Origin of the sequence: Phormidesmis priestleyi ULC007 (assembly GCF_003003695.1) — a bacterium.
Classification (GTDB): domain Bacteria; phylum Cyanobacteriota; class Cyanobacteriia; order Leptolyngbyales; family Leptolyngbyaceae; genus Phormidesmis_A; species Phormidesmis_A priestleyi_A.
Window position 1 is genome coordinate 18,986 of the sequence record NZ_PVWG01000017.1, and the last position, 15,737, is coordinate 34,722.

Here is a 15,737-nt window from a genome sequence, read left to right on the forward strand (position 1 = left end):
AGGCATTATTGAAGTAGGCGCATCGCTTCACTACCACTTCAGGGTTTGAAAGCGTGATTAGTCTTCAAGAGCGCGTTTAGTTTGAGAAATTCAGGGCTGCTTTCGAGCATTGAGACACAGAATCTATTTCTCCCCAAGCAGGACTTTATGCTTAAGAAAATTCCCGTTGGATTTATATTGCTTCTCGGTTTGATCTATGTTGGATTTGGCGATCAATTTTTGCCACCCTCGATCGGGCAATACAGTTTTCAGGCTCGTCGCTCACTCGATGGCATGATGATTAGTATGTTTCCTGAGTGGCGACCGAAAACCAGCCCTTACGATCGTACTCAAGACGCAATTCAAAAAGCTGAACAGAACGGAAAATCTAAATAGAGTGATGAGTGTGTAAATGAGCGCAACTCATCACTCAGAAGCTTTTTAGACTTTCTTTAGCCAGCTAAACATGGCCCGGAGATCTTTGCCGACTTCTTCGATCGGATGTTCTGCTTCGCGGCGGCGCATGGCAGTAAAGCCGGGTTTGCCTGCCTGGTTTTCTAACACAAACTCACGGGCAAACTGTCCGGTTTGAATTTCGCGGAGAATCTTTCGCATCTCGGCGCGAGTGGCATCGGTGACAATGCGAGGGCCGCGAGTCAAGTCGCCATATTCTGCCGTGTTGGAGATGCTATCGCGCATCTTTGCCAAGCCACCTTCGACAATTAAATCGACGATCAGCTTGACTTCGTGCAGACACTCAAAGTAAGCCAACTCTGGCTGATAGCCCGCTTCGGTTAAGGTTTCAAATCCGGCTTTGATCAACTCACTCAAGCCGCCGCAAAGCACAACCTGTTCGCCAAACAAGTCGGTTTCGGTTTCTTCGCGGAAGGTGGTTTCAAGCACTCCAGCACGGGTGCCGCCAATGCCTCTGGCGTATGCCATCGCCCGATCGCGGGCCTGACCTGACGCATCTTGGTAGACCGCAAACAGTGCCGGAACGCCTTCGCCTTGCTCATAGGTGCGTCTCACCAAATGTCCAGGCCCTTTGGGGGCAACCATTACCACATCGACATGGGCAGGCGGCACCACTTGAGCAAAGTGAATGTTAAAGCCGTGAGCAAAGGCGAGAACGTCACCTTCATTAAGGTTGGGTTCGATCTCGTTGGTAAAGACGGTTTTTTGCACTTCATCGGGCAGCAAAATCATGATGAAGTCTGCCGCTTTTGCTGCGTCGGCAACACTATGCACCGCTAACCCAGCATCTTTGGCTTTGATTGCAGATTTGCTGCCCGGATATAGCCCCACAATCACGTTCATGCCGCTGTCTTTGAGGTTGAGGGCGTGAGCGTGTCCTTGAGAGCCGTAGCCGATAATGGCGATCGTCTTTCCAGACAGTAAATCTAAGTTAGCGTCTGCGTCATAATACATCCGCGCCATGATAGGAGTCTCCTTGCAGCAAGTCTTGTTGGGTGATCTCAGAACTCCTAAGTTTACCAGATGAGCGGTCTGGCTCAATCAATTAGAGAAGATTTGAAAGTTAAAGAGGCTGCAAACTATCCACCAGTGCTGAAACTGCTCCCGGCACTTGCTCAACGGCTGACTCGATCGCGGCAATGAGGATCATTGCCACATCGGTTGGTAGCTGACGGACTAAAATTACGCCGCTCATGGGCTGGCTTTTTCCGGCGATCGTCAAGCTGCCTGTCCAATCCATTTTGATGCCGCCTGGAATCGCTTGCCACTGCCCAGTCTGAAATCCTTCTCCTTGCTGAAAGGCAGTTTGAGCAATCTTTGCCAAAGCATCATTAATGAAGGTTGCATCGCCATTTTGCAGTGCTAGTTCACCCTGCGATCGCACCAGCACCGTGTAGGCTAAACTGCCATCCCGCGATTCAATCAACACCGATCCTGCTAATGGGCTGACGGTGAAATCTTTGAGAATGGCAATCTTAAAGCGTTTATTGGGGTCTTTATAGTCGCCACTCACTGGCAAAGGTGGCGCGATCGAAGCAGGCGCGATCGGAACGACGGGAGCCGGAGAAATGGGTGTAAGCGGAAGGGTTGGAATCGCGGGAACAAGAGTTGCAGAAGGCGTTGGAGAAGCTTTAACCGTAGGACGAACACTAGGAGTTGCAGTGGGCGGAGTTGCCGGAGATGCGGGGAATGCACTAGGAGTGACGATCGGCGGTTCTGCCTGTGCCACTGTGGGATTTAGCCAAGCGGTTTGTCCAAATGTGGTGAATCCGATAAACGCTGCGAAGGCTAACCCAATCAGCCAGTTTCGATTTAATTTCATGTAAGTCTCCGGCTCTAAGTTATCTGCCTAAAATTGTCGGATTGTTCGACGCAAATACGCCCGCGACACAGCCGATCATTAAAGTCGCTAATGTCGCTGCCCAGAGAGCCTTCCAGCCTAACTCGCTCAGATCTTTGCGGCGAGACGGAATCAGGCTCACAAATCCCCCAACAAAGATGCCCACGGCGGGTAGATGGGCAAAACCACAGAGCGCATAGCTGACGATCAGCAGGGCCCGATCGCTGATTGCGCCTTTGTCTGCTAAAACCGCTAACTGCTGATAAACCGGAACTTCGGTTTCGAGCAATCTGCGTCCGATTAAAACCGACGATTGCCAAAGCTCTTGCCAGTTGAGCGAAATGCCTGTTAAAAAAGTCAACGGCAAAAACAGTGCGCCGACAATGTTTTGTAACGTCACGACTTCAAAAATCAGACCGAGACGACGAATAAATAGATTATTGCTTTGCGCCAGTGATGCGAGATTGCCAAAGAAAAGATTGACGAGGGCAACTAATCCTAAAACAGCGATTAAAAGAGCCGCGATCGCGATCGCCAATTTCACGCCATCCATTGCGCCCGTGATCACGCTTTCCATTGCATTCGTTTCTTTACTCGCATCTTCGGGGATCTCTGCTGGCAGACTCCCCAACGTTTTAGGCACATTGGTTTCGGGCACCAGCAGTTTAGACACGACAAAGCAAGCCGGAATTGCCATGATCGAAGCCGAAATCAAATGTCCAGTAATGTTAGGAAAAACGGGACGCAGTAGCTGCGCGTAAAGCGCTAAAACCGTTGAAGCAATGCTGCCATAGCAAGCGGTGAGAACGGCACACAACTCGCTGCGAGTCATCTCCGCTAAAAACGGACGGACGACCAGAGCCGACTCGATTCCAACAAAAATATTAGTCGCGCCACTTAACGCTTCTGCGCCGCTCAAGCCCATTGTGCGGCGAAACAACTTGGCGAAGACATTGACGATCGGTTGAATCAACCGCAAATGGTAAAACAGCGACATCAACGCCGAGAAGAAGATCACCGACGGCAGCGCCCGAAACGCGAAGACATAGCCCAAGTTGAGATTATCAGGGCTGAGACGATCGCCCGCCACTGGCACATAAGGCGGCGTGACGGCTCGTGCAATCCAGCGCCCTGCTAAAACGGGACCCGGCACCCGATTTGGCTCAGGCACAAGCAGAGAACCAAAAATAAACCGCGCGCCTGTTTCGGTGGCATCTAAGATCGCGTTAACGCCATCACTGAGCGCTTGAATCACAAGCCGGGTGCCGGGAAAGGAAAAGACGAGCAGCCCCAACACTAACTGCAAGCCAAGGCCCCAGATGATCACCTTCCAGGGAATCACGCGACGGTTTTCAGACCCTAACCAGGCGATGCCGCAGAGCGCAAAAATGCCGACAAAAGACAAAAGGTTTAACCACGTCATTATCAATATTGACCAAAAAGGTTATTAAATCTGATTTTCAGCAAGTCTATCAACATTCGGATCGAGTCTTGCAGAAGATTGAGATTGAGATTTTTGCTTGATTTCTGCTTTCAGGGTTTGCCAAGCTGCTAGGGCTTCAGGGTTTGATGAGACACCCTTTTGCATCAACACTACTCCATCTTGAACGTCAAGCACCCCATAGGTTCCGTCAGCCGAAATTCTTTCTAACGTGGGCAGCGTTGCTTGCAAATCAGCCAAGCTATCTGCAAACGCCTTTTGATATTCTTGCATCTGCCACAAATCGGCAACCGCATAGTCTACAGTGATCACCTGGTCACGATCGTCGCGAATCTGGAGTCTTGGCAGTCGAATGATCGCCCGCCGACTCGACAAATGAGGAATTAAATAAGTGCTAGCAGAAACGCTGGCATCCGCAGGAATTTGACGAATCACCTGATTGATCTGGTGAGCATGGTTCCACTGGCGCGTCAGCGGCACAAACACCCAGGGACGAATCGAGTCAGGAACCATAAACGACAGCGCCCGATTGGGATTGTTAGTCACCGTGAAGACGATCGAGAACACCAGGCAAACGCTCCAAAAGCGGCGAAACCGGGGCGTAAACCAATGAGGATGGCGCGACCACCACAGCACCGCTCCATAAAACAGTCCGGGCACCACCGCCAAGGCATAGCGCAGATTGAGCGATAGGGCAGAAAGTCCTGATTGCAAAAACAGCGCTAACAGTGGAAATCCGGCGATCGTCCAAGCAGTCGGCGACAGAGCGGGGATGAACGCGAGCGAGAGCCACTGTCCGGCGAGATAGCTGAGGCGGCGATCGAGGGGCAAAAACAGGCTAGAAAGCAGCGCGATCGGCCTTGTCACCATTCCCCACAGCACCTGCATTATGGTCGGATTTGGACTGTCTACAAACTGCTTAAACCGATGGGCAAAATACAATCGTGAACTGTCTGTAGAGATTTGCGGCACGATGAGGCTGGTCACGATCGCCATATAGCTAAAGCTGGTCAAACACACGGCTAACCCAGTCCAAGGATGGCGGCGACTCAGCACTAGATAGACTCCGACCCCAAAGAGCACGATCCCTGCGTCTTCCCGACTTCCTAGCACGAGCAGAGCACACAGCCAAAACCAGCCCCAGCGCTGTTTTTCTAACGCTAACAGCAACGCAAACGTAAACAGAGGAATCTGACACTGCTCATAGAAATTAGCAAGGGTTGGAGAGATCACGGCGATCGCAGCGTAATAGCTGCCTGTAATCCACAGCGATAATTGAGGCTGAAGATAATGCCGCGCCAATGCGTAGAGTACGAGTCCTGCAATGGTGGTCAACCCAACCTGCAACACGATTAACGTCACTGGATGAGGAAACACTGCATAGAGAGGAATCCACAGCAGGAAATCTAAGACGAAATGATGAGCTAAGTGCAAAAAATGCACGGTTGGAATCACGCCATCTTCTAACGATGCAACCGAATTTGCAGACGTTAGAGAACTTTGGAAGAAACGCCCATGCAAATTGTTCCAAAAAACTTGATTAAACAATCCGTGATCATAAGATGCATAAAAAACAAAATAGCGGTTTAGCGAAATCAGCAACACGATCGTAAAAAAAATTGCGGCGAGTAAGTACGATCGCTGCAACCCAATCTGATCTTTTTCTGGAATTAAGGATTTAAGGAAAGTCATGCAATACAAACTTGAGTTTATGGGCGATCGTCAACGAGCCACTGCGGGTTTTTGAGTCGTCGCCTTAGCAGGCTTGGCTGCCTTCTCAGATGATGGAACCGCCGGAACAGAAAGAGTTTTTGCAGCAGGGGAAGCTTTTGCAGGCACCGCAGCCGGGGGCGGAGAGGGCACACTTGCGGGAGCAATGACCGCAGGTGCTGGTTTATTGCCCAAAATGCTAGTGCTTCCGGTGTCATAAAACCCTGCTACACACGCAATCATTAAAGTGGCTAACGTGCCGACAAACAGGGCTTTCCAGCCAAGCTCTGAGATATCTTTACGACGAGACGGAATCAGCGCGATCGTGCCTCCCACAAAAATGCCAACCGATGCCAGGTGAGCAAACCCAGACAGCGCGTAGCTAACGATCAAAACCGCACGATCGCTGAGAGGATTCACCGGACGAGCGGCGGCGATCGCCAATGCCTGATAAGGCGGAATCGCGGTTTCGAGCAGTCTGCGCCCAATAATCACTGACGATTCCCACAGTTCGTTCCACTCTAGAGAGACCCCCGTCAAAAATGTAAATGGCAAGAACAATACACCCGCGATATTCGCCAAAGTGACAATGCCAAAAAACTGACCAATCACACCGGGAATGCCTGCCAAGCCTGCAAAAATTTGATTGATTAGCGAAACTAACCCCAAAATTAGGATGAGGACTGCGGCGATCGACACCGACATTTTCACCCCGTCTAAGGCACCTACGATCGCTGCATCCAGTGGGCTAACTCGCTCAATGGGTTCGCCTCCAACTCTTTCTCTCGGCGCACCTTCAAAGTCTTCATTGTCGTCAGTCTCAACTGGAATGCCACCCGCTGTCAGCGGAATCTCGGTTTCTGGCACCAAAATTTTAGACAACACAAAACAGGCAGGAATTGCAATAATCGAAGCCGAAACCAAATGCCCCAAAATATTGGGAAAGACAGGACGCAAGAAGCTCACATAGATTGCCAGCACCGATGAAGCCGCCGTTCCAAAACAGCAAGATAAAATCGCACAGAGTTCGCTGCGGGTCATTTTTGCCAAGAAGGGCTTGACGACGATCGCCGCCTCAATGCCCACAAAGATATTCGCCGCGCCGCTCAACGCTTCAGCCCCACTCAATCGCATCGTTGTATAGAATGCTTTTGCAAACACGTTGGTGACAACTTGAATCACTCCAATGTTGTAGAGCAACGCCATCAATCCAGAGAAAAAGATTACGGTCGGCAACGCTCGAAAGGCAAAAATATAACCCAGGTTGACGCTTGCAGGTTTTGTCGGCAAAGGAACTATATTGTTTCCAAAGACAAAATTTGCGCCAGTGTCTGCGGCCAGAAACACTCCATCTAACAAATTACTAAAGACTTGCAGCGCCTCTCTTGTAAAGGGCAACCAAAAAACTAGCGCTCCTAGCACCAGTTGCAAAAGAATTCCCATGCTAAACACGCGCCAGGGAAAGACTCGCAGACTGCGGTTTTCTGAGAAGAGCCACGCGATCGCACACAAGCCAAAAATGCCAAAAAATGAGATGAGATTGAGCAGACTCATGGGGCTGAATCCTTCAACGAGGGCGAAACGTTTTTCAGGACTACTCTCAAGGTAGATGAACGGCATCACTAAGACGATACCTAAAAACGACTCGATCGGCGCACTTAATTCTAGCGATCGCCCTGACCCAAAATCGCTACGCCAATCCTTGAAAAGGTCATAATAAGCAGAGTCGCCTTCATTCGTTGATTCATGGACGCTTTTAATCCAACCGCTCCGACCTGGACTGAACCCGCCATCCACGCTCACGAGTTTTGCTGCCCGGCTTGCCATAAGTCTTGCCTCGAAGCCGATCACGTTTGGGTGAATCGACGATCGCCCGTCTTTTCAGACGACTATCGCAAAAAGTGGCAAGAATTTTATCAATGTCAGTGTGGTCAGGTCTGGTGGGCATGGAGTAATGATCGTCCGCCGTCAGAGTTGCCTAACTGCGATCGTCCGATGATGGATATTTTTAACCCGTTTGACGACCTTTGAGAATGAGTGTAGAAGCCCAAAAGTCAAACAGCCGATTAGATATTTATACTGCGTCTCTACAGTATGTCTCTGGGTCTAGCGCTTGAGTTTTACCCAAGCGATACTCTGCCATTGCTCCGGCTGCAAGTTTGGCAAGCGCATCCTGAGACTTTGCAAATGACCCATCCCATTGAACTTCATCTTCAAGTTCTTCTAAAATCATTATCGCGATCGCATCTTGCTCGCTCGCAGGCAAGGTCTTTAATCGGGCGATCGCTTGTTCAAGCAATTGAGTCACAGTTATTAACCTCTTCAGCAAGAGACATTACTAATTATATCGATCGCTTTTCAATCACTGCTAACACTCATAATCAGAGCGACGTAACTAAACGCAAAATGCTGGCGATACTACAAATATCATGACCGATGTGCTTCCATGTACGATCGTAGCAAGGTATTGATTTGAGTTTGATAACCTTGTCCTTGAGATTTGAACCACTCTAAAACATCACTATCAATTCGTAACGTCACCTGTGCCTTGTTTTTTGCCACAGGTAACCCCCGTCGAACCGTAGCCTTGGCAAAAAGGTCAGGCGTAATTTCTGGGCAATCCGATAAATCAATGTCTTCATCACTCATTGCATCTAGTCGTTGCCAATCAGTTTGAGAGTTGCTCGAAATAGGCTCGTTGCTCATATTTAGTTGCCTTTCTTGCGGAAATAATGCGGGTCAACTCATCCCGTTCAGTATGGACAACAGCGACAACTCGCCCCTGCAATAAACCGAACGTAACAAAACGCTGCTCTCCGTAGCTGTGGCGATCGTCTTCAACCGTTACCATATCTCCATCAAACACGGCGGAAACGTCAACAAAATCAATTCCGTGCTTGTGAAGATTGGAAAGACGCTTTTCTTCATCCCATTCAAACTCCATTGCTGGACGATCGCTACAGCTCCCTTATTGTAGTTACGTTTTGTCGTTACAGTTATCACTGCTCAACCCTCTTAAATATCATCCCCGATCGCCCCAACGCTCCCCATCGAATGCGACAATAAACCCGTCCCTTGTCGCAAACTCTCATGTGGCGTGTCATCGTTTACTGTTCTGCTGATAGCTGGCGCATTCATGCCACTGCTTTTAAAGCCATTGCCGCAAAATATCAAACCAAACCGCTCTCTAGCAAGAAGATGAAAGACGATGAGCGGCGAATTATGGAATTTCAGGTAGAAGACGTGAATGATGCGGAGTCTTTTCAAGATGAGTGCATGACGATCGAAGGATTTACCGCGCAGTTTGAGTCTTTGTAGGGGAGCGATCGCAGTTCAAACGATCGTCTGTGTGAATTCAAGATAAAACTCCCGGCTAGTGCAAATTTAGGGGAGAAGTAAGTTTTACTAGGCGAAGGGTCTTCTAAAAGTTTCATGACAAAGCAGCGATCGGATCTCAAAATTCTCCTTTTACAAATTCGTAGCGACACGATCACTCGGCTAGAAGAGTTAGACGAGTTTGTGCGCTATGGTCGCTTAGAGGCACATCAGTTTTCAGTGCTGGATGTCTTTGCCACACCTGACTTTAGCCCCGCTCAAATCGATGGCTACGACGCTCTATTCATCGGTGGTTCTAGTGATGCCTCGGTGACTCAACCCACGTTATATCCTTTTGTCGAGCCGACTAAAAAGCTGATCATTCACTGTCTTGACGAAAGCATTCCCGTCTTCGCCTCTTGCTTTGGGTTTCAGGCGGCGGTCGAAGCGCTAGGAGGCAGTGTAATTGTCGATAAAGCGAATATGGAGATGGGCACCTATCCGCTTTGGTTGACTGAAAATGCGGCGAGTGATTTGCTTTTTCACGATGTTCCTGATGGCTTTTTAGCCGTTTCTGGACACAAAGAACGGGCGGTATTGATGCCCGAAGAGGCAATTTTGTTGGCGTACTCTGATCTCTGTCCGTTTCACGCTTTCAAGATTGCTAACAAACCGTTTTACGGCTTCCAGTTTCACCCCGAAGTCGATGCCCATGATATAGCCGTTCGCATTAGTCGCTATCAAGCGCGATATTTAGACGAGCCACATCTGCTCGATCACATCTTAAATCAGTTGCAAGACACGCCGATCGCCAACCAACTGATCGAAAAGTTTGTCGATCGCATCTTGTTAAAGTAACGTGAATTCAATGAGATCCCTCGCTGCGGTTGCACCTCTGGAACGCCCCCTAAATCCCCCACCAGTGAGGGACTTTGAACTAAAAATCGGGACTGAAGTCCCCCAGAATGGGGGATTTAGGGGGCACAAGCCCTCTACAACGAAGCGAACAACCTCATCGAACTGACGTTAAAGCAGATCTAAAATCTCTTGGGCGGCTCGATCGCACACTCCCACTTCTCCCACGGCGCGACGCATTTCTTGATAGTCTGCCAGCATTTTTTGACGACGATCGGGCTGAAGCAGCGAGATCGCTTCCTGAACAATATTTTCTACGGTTGCCTCGTCTTGCAGAAATTCGGGGACGACTGGCTTCATTTCCACCAGATTGGGCGGCGACATAAAGGGAATCGAAACTTTGAGGATCTTTTGAGCAATCCAGGCAGTAACGCGATTGACGCGATAAAGCACCACTTGCGGCACATCTAACAATGCCATTTCGAGATTTACGGTGCCCGATTTTGTGATTGCCAAATCTGCGGCAGCGATCGCTTGCAAGGTCGTCTGTCCTTGATTGCTGTCTAACAAAGTCGCCCGCAATCCGTATTCTGTGATCGCTTGCTCGATCGCCCAGCGATATTTCTCCAACGCTAGCGGAATCCAGAAGTGAGCTTGGGGCAACTTTTCTTGAATTTGCTGTGCCGCTTCAAAGATCACAGGCATCAAATACTTTAACTCTTGCTGACGAGATGCAGGCAACAGCACGATCGCCGTTTGGTCTGACGGAATGCCCAGAGACGATCGCGCCTCTTCTCGACTCGGAGCCGCTTGCACTCGATCGACTAATGGATGCCCAACCCAGGTCGCTTTTCCGCCTTTGCGTTTGAAATAGTTGGCTTCTTCTTGAAAGATTGCCAGAATTTTGCTGGTTGCGCCGATAATGCGATCGGTGTTGTAAGAACTCGCTGACCACACCCACTCTTGAGGCGCAATGAAATAAACCACTGGCACTTGAGGCAAATGTTTGGGCAAATAACTACAAAACGCCACATTGGGACTCATGTAGTCAATCAACACCACCACATCAGGCGGATGGATCTTGAGATATTGCTTTGCTTGCTGCTGCACCTTTAGAGTGGGCAATACATAGGGCAAAGATTCGAGCAACCCGATCGAGCCGATCGTGCTAGTGTGTCCGAGCAGTTTTGCTCCGGCTTCCTCCATACGATCGCCGCCCAAGGCCAGAATTTCTAGCTCAATGCCGAGTGTTTGCGATCGTCGCTGCAACGCTTGAATCAACAAAGCACCTTGGAGATCGCCAGAGACTTCTCCTGTGCTGATAAAAACGCGGACTGGTTTTGACGGTTGGAGCGGTTCATCGGTCATCCGTCATCCCTCGTGCGTTTTCCGGGCGTTAGTCCTCTTCTTCCAGGCATCAAAGACTGGCGAATAAACCACTGTAAGTGCTGCAAATGCGCGTTTTCAGGGAGTAATTCTAGCTGCTCAATCGCTTCATTCAGCGTCAATCCCGAACGGTAGATTAACCGAAACGCCTTCTTCAACAACTGCATGGTCTGCCCGTCATGCTCATCTGCTAAGCCCGATCGCTGCAATCCGATCAGATTTAGCGATCGCACTCGTGAGGGATTGCCCTCCACAGTCATATAAGGTGGAACGTCACGATCGATACGAGCCATGCCACCGACCATCGCGTGTCGCCCAATATGCACAAACTGATGAACGCCCAGCACGCCACTCAACCGCGCTCGTGATTCAATGTGAACGTGACCCGCTAAAGCCACCGCATTTGAGATGATCACCTGATCTTCGATCGAGCAATTATGCCCAACGTGAACGTTTGCCATCAGCATATTGCCATTGCCGATCGCCGTGACTTCACCTGCAAACGTGGCTCGATGAATGGTCACAAACTCCCGAATCTGATTATCGTTGCCAATCTTAACCAAACTGACCGCCCCGTCATATTTCAGATCTTGAGGCTCTAGCCCAATCACCGCCCCCGGAAAGATGTGATTGCGATCGCCGATCTCGGTGCGTCCCTCTAGCACCACATGATGACCCACGAGACTCCCGGCTCCCACCGTCACCTTGTCCCCAATCACCGCATAAGCCCCCACCTGCACCGTTGGATGAAGTTGAGCACCGGGATGAATAACCGCCGTTGGATGAATCAGGGTTGCCATAAAATTGCAAAACCCAAAATTAACTGACTAACGCAAACATTAAATCACCTTCGCAAGCCAATTGACCGTCTACTTCGGCACGACCGCGCATCTTACCAAAACGACGAGCCTTGACAGACAACAGTTCCACAGTCATGACAAGCTGATCACCGGGCACTACGGGGCGACGAAACCGCACGTTATCAATGCCAGCAAACATAAACAGTCCGCCCTGCACGTCTGCCATTTGGGTCAGCACTACGCCGCCGACCTGCGCCATTGCCTCAATAATTAGCACCCCTGGCATAATCGGTTTGCCCGGAAAATGTCCTTGAAAGTGCGGCTCGTTAAAGGAGACATTTTTGATGCCGATCGCCATTTTTGCAGGCACATAGTCAATAATCCGATCGACCATCGCAAAGGGATATCGATGCGGCAACAGTGCATGAATTTCTTCAACGGTGAACACGGTTTTTGGGGGAGCGGTTTCGGGGGCCTCAGTGGGCAGATCAACCGGGAGCGCAGCCGCATTTTCTGAATTTGTATCAATCAGGGTTGACATGAGTTGGATGGTGAATATAGGGCGAGGGAAATTTTTTGGGCAAGCTGGGTGTGCAAACGGTGACTTGCTTTATAGGCAAGAAAATGGGCGATCGGCACAGTTCCCAGCAAACTCAAGTCCCCTATTAAGTCTAAAAGCTTATGGCGCACTGGCTCATTTGAAAATCTCAGCGGAGGATTCAACCAGCCTTCAGCGTCGCATACTAAAGCATTTTCTAACGAACCCCCTTTGATTAAACCACTAGCGCGAAGCTGGTCGATCTGGTGAGCTAACCCAAAAGTGCGGGCCGGGGCAATTTCAGTCAAAAAAGAATCGCGATCGGGCGACCAACTATGCCACTGATTGCCGATCGCCGCTAACTCAAAATCAATTCCATAGCTAAACCGCAATTCTGGAGCCGGGATCGCGGCAACAAACGCATCGCCTTGATGAATCCAAATCGGTTCTAAAAGCGATCGGGTGACTCGTGCAGATTGAGAAACGGTGCCAGCTTGAGCGATCGCGATCGCCCATTCTTGAGCGGAGCCATCTAATAAAGGCACTTCAGCCCCGTCAATCTCAATTCGAGCATTGTCAATGCCCAGACTCACCAGCGCTGCCAGCAAATGTTCAACTGTGCGAACCCTAGCATCGCCTTTGATCAACTCAGTCGAGAGCATTGTGGGGCTAACCGCCTCAATTTGGGCAGGAATAATCGGCTCATCGGGCAAATCAACTCGCACAAAATAGCGCCCTGCTCCAGGGGCGGCAGGTCGAATTCGCACCTGGGTTGATGTTCCAGAGTGTAGCCCAATGCCCGATCGAGTCACCTCCTGCGCCAGAGTGTGTTGTAAAGACAAGCTCGGGCTGGTTTCTGCCCCTAACCGAAACCCAACTTCTGCCATTAGAATCGCTCTCCAAACCCAAAGCGAATGTTGTTCCCGCCTTGATCATTAATACCAAAATCAATCCGAATCGGGCCGAGAGGAGACTGAACCCTTACCCCAATGCCATAGCCAAGACCACTTCCTGGCTTACCTCGCACACCTGCTGGATCACCTGGAACATTTTTTCCAGTGCCTAAATCAGTAGCAGCATCGACGAATAAAGCACCAGAGATAATCGAGAAGAGGGGAAACCGATATTCTGCGGTGGCTTGCAGATAGCTACGACCACTGCCCACGTCGCCTTCGTCATAGCCACGCACCGAGTTTGTTCCACCCAGTGGGAACGCTTCATAGGGTGGCAGATCGCCCACTATGGTGCCGCCTTGAATGTTAAACGCAAACGCTTGCGGGCAGCCTCCTGTAGGCGGTTTTTCTCCAATCCTAAGAGGTTTATTGTCTCGACATCCTGGCGTAAATCGAGTCAGTCGCGTTGGAACGTAAAAGCTATAGTTCCCTCGCAATCGATTAAAGAGAATGCTGCCACTGCCCAACGGCACCGATTGCTCAGTGCTAAAGCTGAGAACCGAACCACTGGTCGGAGTCAGAAAGTTGTTGCGACGATCGCGCACAAACCCCAACCTGGCGGTGATCAAGTCATCTTTGCCGCTTGAGTCAAAGCTCAACAGGTTGCCTAGCTCATCTCTAGGACGGAGTTTGCCATCGGCATCTCGAATCGAAACCCGTTGATATTGCAGTCCGAGCGAAGCGTTCCATTCAGCGCGTTTAAACACATTTCGTTCGAGAGGGCGGTTAAAGGTGATGCCGCCACCCGTTCTTAAGACACGAGGACGATCGCCGTTTGGTAACTCGATTTCTGGGTCGCCGCCATCAAAGATTAGCGAAATTGTCCTGCGTCTAAACAGGTTAACCGTGTAAGACGTGCGGAACGGATCGCCCCCAATCCAGGGGTCAGTAAAGCTCAGGTCAAAGAGTTGATCGCGCTGACCAATCTGCACTTCTGCATTCAGCTTTTGGTTATTGCCGCCCACATTTTGCTGCTGATAGCTGACGCTGCCAAACAAACCACTTGCAGAGCTAAAGCCCCCGGCAACACCAATATTTCCAGTGTTCTTTTCGGTGACGTTGGCGACCACAATCACTTTACGAGGGTCTTGACCTGGGTTAAGGGACAGCTTGATGTCTTCAAAAATGCCTAGCCCAAACGCCCGTTGCAGATCTCGTTCAGCCGTCGTCCGGTTAAACACATCGCCCGGTTTTAGCTCAAACTCACGAGTGATGATGAAGTCACGAGTGCGACCACGAATCGGATTGCCTTTGGCATCCTTATCTTCGCCCTGCTTGTCGACAAACCGAACTTGCAGCCCTTCGACCACCCCTTCTGCAACTTCTAGCGTCACCGAGCCGTCAGCCGCAACTTTAGGCACATTGACCACTTGGGCTAAGACATAGCCGTTGTCCTGATACCACTTGGTCAAGGCTTGAATGCCTGTCTGAAGCTGTCGCAGATTTAACGTGGTGCCATATTGCGGACTAAAGATATCACTGACGACTTTAGCAGGCACTACACGAGCGCCCTCTAGCTGCACAGACTTTAAGACGGGGTTGGGCTGCACCTCAAAGGTGACTCGCACCCCAAGTGGCGTATCTGCTGGCGTTGCTTTGACATCTTGAAAGTATCCGGTCGCAAAGATGGCATTAATGTCTTCTTGCAGCTGAGAGCGAGTGGTCGTCCGTCCAGGCTGAGTGCGAATGACTCGATAGACCTCAGCTTGCAGATCTGCCTCTGCACCGACAACAACTACTTCGCCAACCAGCACTCTAGGCTCTGGTTCAGTGGTTTCGGGTGTTGGAGTAGCAGGTGGAGTGGTCGAAGGTACAGCAGGGGTTGCGGGTTGGCTATCGGGTGCTGGAGTTTCTTGGGGAGTCGGCTGCGCCGTTGGTGGCGGCGAGGTCTGACTACCAGGTGCTAACGGCGCGGTTGGAATAGTCAGCGTGGGCGAGGTCGGAGACGGTGGGTTAAGCTGGATTGGCGTGGGCTGCTGCTCGTCAACTGCGCCTCCCTGAGTCTGAGAAATTTGAACTGCGGCGATCGCCAATTTTGACCGAAAAGGTTTTGCCAAAGGCTGGGCTGCGATCGTATCCGGGACAGAAACCCCGGCAACCTTAACCGTCTCAACAACGACATCTTGGCTCGATCGCTTTCTCAGCGCGATCGCCTTTTCTTGCTGTTGACTCGGTTTAGCAGCAGAATTTGTCTCCATCGCCTGAGTAGAATCTACCCGTGACTCTTGGGAGCCGTCAGGGGTTTGGGCTTTTGCAGAATTCGACCAGCCGACGGTGGCGACAGCCGCAAAAGCTGCCATTAAAACAGGGGATAAGCGCATTTTGTTCACGTTACTTGGCACGTCCTCACACCAGAATTCTGCTATGAGCAGACTCAACATCACAATATCAAGAAGCGGTTACAATCCTTAGCAAACTGTGAAATTCTACCGCATTGTTGGGGTTC

17 protein-coding genes are annotated in these 15,737 nt (G+C 50.4%); 4 read left to right on the plus strand and 13 right to left on the minus strand.

Going from position 1 to position 15,737, the window contains the following annotated elements; genetic code table 11:
- Positions 1–147: 147 nt before the first annotated feature.
- Positions 148–375, plus strand: coding sequence for a hypothetical protein (locus tag C7B65_RS15240; protein WP_073072690.1), 228 nt, complete (start codon positions 148–150; stop codon positions 373–375).
- A gap of 45 nt (positions 376–420) precedes the next feature.
- On the opposite strand, the gene ilvC is transcribed toward C7B65_RS15240, so the two are convergent.
- The 5 genes from ilvC to C7B65_RS15265 form a co-directional block, all read right to left on the minus strand.
- Positions 421–1,416, minus strand: a complete 996-nt coding sequence (ilvC, locus tag C7B65_RS15245; RefSeq protein ID WP_073072688.1) for a ketol-acid reductoisomerase — start codon at positions 1,414–1,416, stop codon at positions 421–423.
- Between the two features lie 100 nt (positions 1,417–1,516).
- Positions 1,517–2,275 carry a hypothetical protein gene (locus C7B65_RS15250; RefSeq protein ID WP_073072686.1) on the minus strand — a complete coding sequence of 253 codons (759 nt, stop codon included), beginning with the start codon at positions 2,273–2,275 and terminating at the stop codon, positions 1,517–1,519.
- Positions 2,276–2,294: 19 nt separating this feature from the next.
- Entirely contained in the window at positions 2,295–3,716 is a 1,422-nt protein-coding gene (locus C7B65_RS15255; RefSeq protein ID WP_073072684.1) for a NupC/NupG family nucleoside CNT transporter, read from the minus strand.
- 24 nt (positions 3,717–3,740) lie between these two features.
- Entirely contained in the window at positions 3,741–5,426 is a 1,686-nt protein-coding gene (locus C7B65_RS15260; protein ID WP_073072682.1) for a DUF2079 domain-containing protein, read from the minus strand.
- Positions 5,427–5,456: 30 nt separating this feature from the next.
- Entirely contained in the window at positions 5,457–6,998 is a 1,542-nt protein-coding gene (locus C7B65_RS15265; RefSeq protein ID WP_106254053.1) for a NupC/NupG family nucleoside CNT transporter, read from the minus strand.
- A 192-nt stretch (positions 6,999–7,190) separates the two neighbouring features.
- Between C7B65_RS15265 and C7B65_RS15270 the strand changes: the two genes are divergently transcribed.
- Positions 7,191–7,475, plus strand: coding sequence for a hypothetical protein (locus C7B65_RS15270; RefSeq protein ID WP_073072678.1), 285 nt, complete (start codon positions 7,191–7,193; stop codon positions 7,473–7,475).
- Between the two features lie 43 nt (positions 7,476–7,518).
- On the opposite strand, the gene C7B65_RS15275 is transcribed toward C7B65_RS15270, so the two are convergent.
- The 3 genes from C7B65_RS15275 to C7B65_RS15285 all read right to left on the minus strand — a co-directional run bounded on the left by C7B65_RS15275 (position 7,519) and on the right by C7B65_RS15285 (position 8,388).
- On the minus strand, positions 7,519–7,752 hold the full coding sequence (locus C7B65_RS15275) for a hypothetical protein (RefSeq protein WP_073072676.1): 234 nt from the start codon (positions 7,750–7,752) through the stop codon (positions 7,519–7,521).
- Between the two features lie 119 nt (positions 7,753–7,871).
- Positions 7,872–8,150 carry a BrnA antitoxin family protein gene (locus C7B65_RS15280; protein WP_073072674.1) on the minus strand — a complete coding sequence of 93 codons (279 nt, stop codon included), beginning with the start codon at positions 8,148–8,150 and terminating at the stop codon, positions 7,872–7,874.
- Complete coding sequence (locus tag C7B65_RS15285; protein ID WP_073072672.1) at positions 8,113–8,388, minus strand: BrnT family toxin; 276 nt, start codon at positions 8,386–8,388, stop codon at positions 8,113–8,115. The genes C7B65_RS15280 and C7B65_RS15285 overlap by 38 nt, the downstream gene beginning before the upstream one ends.
- 146 nt (positions 8,389–8,534) lie before the next feature.
- Between C7B65_RS15285 and C7B65_RS15290 the strand changes: the two genes are divergently transcribed.
- Positions 8,535–8,762, plus strand: a complete 228-nt coding sequence (locus C7B65_RS15290; RefSeq protein WP_073072670.1) for a hypothetical protein — start codon at positions 8,535–8,537, stop codon at positions 8,760–8,762.
- 114 nt (positions 8,763–8,876) lie between these two features.
- On the plus strand, positions 8,877–9,617 hold the full coding sequence (locus C7B65_RS15295; RefSeq protein ID WP_073072668.1) for a type 1 glutamine amidotransferase: 741 nt from the start codon (positions 8,877–8,879) through the stop codon (positions 9,615–9,617).
- A gap of 168 nt (positions 9,618–9,785) precedes the next feature.
- Here C7B65_RS15295 and lpxB read toward each other — a convergent pair whose 3' ends face one another.
- The 5 genes from lpxB to C7B65_RS15320 are packed head-to-tail and all read right to left on the minus strand — an operon-like array spanning position 9,786 to position 15,612.
- Positions 9,786–10,982, minus strand: a complete 1,197-nt coding sequence (lpxB, locus tag C7B65_RS15300; RefSeq protein WP_073072666.1) for a lipid-A-disaccharide synthase — start codon at positions 10,980–10,982, stop codon at positions 9,786–9,788.
- Positions 10,979–11,800 carry an acyl-ACP--UDP-N-acetylglucosamine O-acyltransferase gene (gene lpxA / locus C7B65_RS15305; RefSeq protein WP_073072664.1) on the minus strand — a complete coding sequence of 274 codons (822 nt, stop codon included), beginning with the start codon at positions 11,798–11,800 and terminating at the stop codon, positions 10,979–10,981. The genes lpxB and lpxA overlap by 4 nt, the downstream gene beginning before the upstream one ends.
- A gap of 19 nt (positions 11,801–11,819) precedes the next feature.
- Positions 11,820–12,341: a 3-hydroxyacyl-ACP dehydratase FabZ gene (fabZ, locus tag C7B65_RS15310; protein WP_073072662.1), complete on the minus strand. Its 522-nt coding sequence runs from the start codon at positions 12,339–12,341 to the stop codon at positions 11,820–11,822.
- Entirely contained in the window at positions 12,329–13,225 is an 897-nt protein-coding gene (gene lpxC / locus C7B65_RS15315) for a UDP-3-O-acyl-N-acetylglucosamine deacetylase (protein ID WP_073072660.1), read from the minus strand. The genes fabZ and lpxC overlap by 13 nt, the downstream gene beginning before the upstream one ends.
- Positions 13,225–15,612 (minus strand): BamA/TamA family outer membrane protein, encoded by a 2,388-nt coding sequence (locus C7B65_RS15320; RefSeq protein WP_073072658.1) that lies wholly within the window; start codon positions 15,610–15,612, stop codon positions 13,225–13,227. Before C7B65_RS15320 ends, lpxC begins: the two co-directional genes overlap by 1 nt.
- Between the last annotated feature and the right edge of the window lie 125 nt (positions 15,613–15,737).

Bases quoted from the DNA above. Each gene is read 5' to 3' on its own strand.
- C7B65_RS15240 (WP_073072690.1), top strand. From the start codon at position 148: ATGCTTAAGAAAATTCCCGTTGGATTTATATTGCTTCTCGGTTTGATC.
- ilvC (WP_073072688.1), bottom strand. From the start codon at position 1,416: ATGGCGCGGATGTATTATGACGCAGACGCTAACTTAGATTTACTGTCT.
- C7B65_RS15250 (WP_073072686.1), bottom strand. From the start codon at position 2,275: ATGAAATTAAATCGAAACTGGCTGATTGGGTTAGCCTTCGCAGCGTTT.
- C7B65_RS15255 (WP_073072684.1), bottom strand. From the start codon at position 3,716: ATGACGTGGTTAAACCTTTTGTCTTTTGTCGGCATTTTTGCGCTCTGC.
- C7B65_RS15260 (WP_073072682.1), bottom strand. From the start codon at position 5,426: ATGACTTTCCTTAAATCCTTAATTCCAGAAAAAGATCAGATTGGGTTG.
- C7B65_RS15265 (WP_106254053.1), bottom strand. From the start codon at position 6,998: ATGAGTCTGCTCAATCTCATCTCATTTTTTGGCATTTTTGGCTTGTGT.
- C7B65_RS15270 (WP_073072678.1), top strand. From the start codon at position 7,191: ATGGACGCTTTTAATCCAACCGCTCCGACCTGGACTGAACCCGCCATC.
- C7B65_RS15280 (WP_073072674.1), bottom strand. From the start codon at position 8,150: ATGAGCAACGAGCCTATTTCGAGCAACTCTCAAACTGATTGGCAACGA.
- C7B65_RS15285 (WP_073072672.1), bottom strand. From the start codon at position 8,388: ATGGAGTTTGAATGGGATGAAGAAAAGCGTCTTTCCAATCTTCACAAG.
- C7B65_RS15290 (WP_073072670.1), top strand. From the start codon at position 8,535: ATGTGGCGTGTCATCGTTTACTGTTCTGCTGATAGCTGGCGCATTCAT.
- C7B65_RS15295 (WP_073072668.1), top strand. From the start codon at position 8,877: ATGACAAAGCAGCGATCGGATCTCAAAATTCTCCTTTTACAAATTCGT.
- lpxB (WP_073072666.1), bottom strand. From the start codon at position 10,982: ATGACCGATGAACCGCTCCAACCGTCAAAACCAGTCCGCGTTTTTATC.
- lpxA (WP_073072664.1), bottom strand. From the start codon at position 11,800: ATGGCAACCCTGATTCATCCAACGGCGGTTATTCATCCCGGTGCTCAA.
- fabZ (WP_073072662.1), bottom strand. From the start codon at position 12,341: ATGTCAACCCTGATTGATACAAATTCAGAAAATGCGGCTGCGCTCCCG.
- lpxC (WP_073072660.1), bottom strand. From the start codon at position 13,225: ATGGCAGAAGTTGGGTTTCGGTTAGGGGCAGAAACCAGCCCGAGCTTG.
- C7B65_RS15320 (WP_073072658.1), bottom strand. From the start codon at position 15,612: ATGCGCTTATCCCCTGTTTTAATGGCAGCTTTTGCGGCTGTCGCCACC.